The organism is Bartonella sp. AP36NXGY (genome assembly GCF_042195865.1).
Lineage (GTDB): Bacteria > Pseudomonadota > Alphaproteobacteria > Rhizobiales > Rhizobiaceae > Bartonella.
The window spans coordinates 1-1,493 of the sequence record NZ_JBHIPD010000096.1 but is presented as its reverse complement, the minus strand read 5'-3'; the positions used below and the strand labels follow the sequence as shown (position 1 = coordinate 1,493).

General features: G+C 36.7%; 2 protein-coding genes. Both read right to left on the bottom strand.

Going from position 1 to position 1,493, the window contains the following annotated elements; all coding sequences use genetic code 11:
• Window positions 1-699: ERF family protein (locus ACFINX_RS10030; protein WP_375668791.1), on the bottom strand; the 699-nt coding region annotated here is incomplete at its 3' end.
• A gap of 243 nt (window positions 700-942) precedes the next feature.
• Entirely contained in the window at window positions 943-1,326 is a 384-nt protein-coding gene (locus tag ACFINX_RS10025; RefSeq protein ID WP_273790346.1) for a hypothetical protein, read from the bottom strand.
• Between the last annotated feature and the right edge of the window lie 167 nt (window positions 1,327-1,493).

Sequence of the window (1,493 nt, the reverse complement as noted above, 5' to 3'; positions counted from 1 at the left end):
AAACAAAGCGGTTTGTGCTTGTTTAAAAGACATATCTTTTAGATTTTTTACTCCTATGAAAGAGAGAAGCCTACTTTCTTCAGATTGTGTTTTTTTAATTAATTCTTTGATTTCATTCATCTGTTCAGAAGAGATACCCGCAAGAAGTGTTATTCCATCTGTATCGTCTTCTTTTCTTGCAACATTAAGAAGCATGCCTAAGAGATATCTACGTGCGTAGCTTATAGTAGAACCAACCGCTTGTGTGTTATTTTTGCTTCCCGTAGCATCAATGGGAAATGTTCCTTGTGTTGATATTTCATTGCCCGATATATGCTTTAAAGTCATTTCTACAGTTATGTCATTTGAACTCTGGTCTTTGATACGAGAGAACAAGGCAAAGTGATGTTTTGCAAGAGGTTCTTTAATAGCATCAATATATTTATCAAGCGTTGTATAGGTGCTTTTAGTATGTGTATTAATGGCATTTTGTTCGATATTTTTATATTCCACTTGTATAGTAGAAAGATCACGGACAAAGTTTTGACGCTCTTGTCGTTCTATCTCCTTTTCTCGCAATTCAAGAAGGCTCTTGAGACGTTCCATATCGACATCATTTTCTAAAGCTCTTTCTAAAATAAGCTCCATAGCTGTAGGTTTGATTTCACAATCGTTCGTTTTTTCCACTAATTCCGTTTGTGTGGTACTTAGTTCACTCATCTTGATTTCCTCCTATTTGAGCGCAATTCACCCGTGGCGTGAATCACGCTGGTGTTTAAAAATGTTGTTTGGTTGTTAGAGTTTGGATTTTATAGGTTGCATTATGTCTTCAGAAATTATGGTATCTACATAAGGCTCGTCTTTATACCCAGAGATAGTGATACAAAGTTCACCTAGATTGTGAGTATTTCTCACAACTAACTGTGCACACAAGGTAGGTTTAATTCCATATTTATACATGATTTATTTTTTCTCGTTTGTTGTGATACGGCTTTCTCCGCAGATCTCTGAATCTCCGTAAATTTTTGCGTCGCCATAAACTCTTGCATTGGGATAAACAATTGCATTTCCGTAAATCTGTGCGTTTTCAAAAATGCGACCACCACCATATACTCGGGCGTTATTATAAATTTTTGCATTGTCATAAATTTTTGAACCCCAAGTAACACAAGCATTATCATAGACCCAGCAATTGCCATCATGAGAGAGATTGCTTTCATTTTCTATAAAGCCCCCAAGGTCCCCAGCCTTAACATCATCAAAATCTCTTAAAGCACGAATGCGGTACAATGTATGGCAACTTACAATATCGGTGGTTTCATTAGTCAATTCGTATTTTTTCACCATGCTTTTTCTCCAGTGGACATGACGTTATCGCCATCAATATCCGCATCACGATAAATTTTTGCGTCGCCATAAATACGTGCATTACCGGAAACTGTTGCCATTCCATAAACTTCGGCAAAACCGTAAACATGTGCATTATGTTTAATTCGTGCACTACCATAAACTTC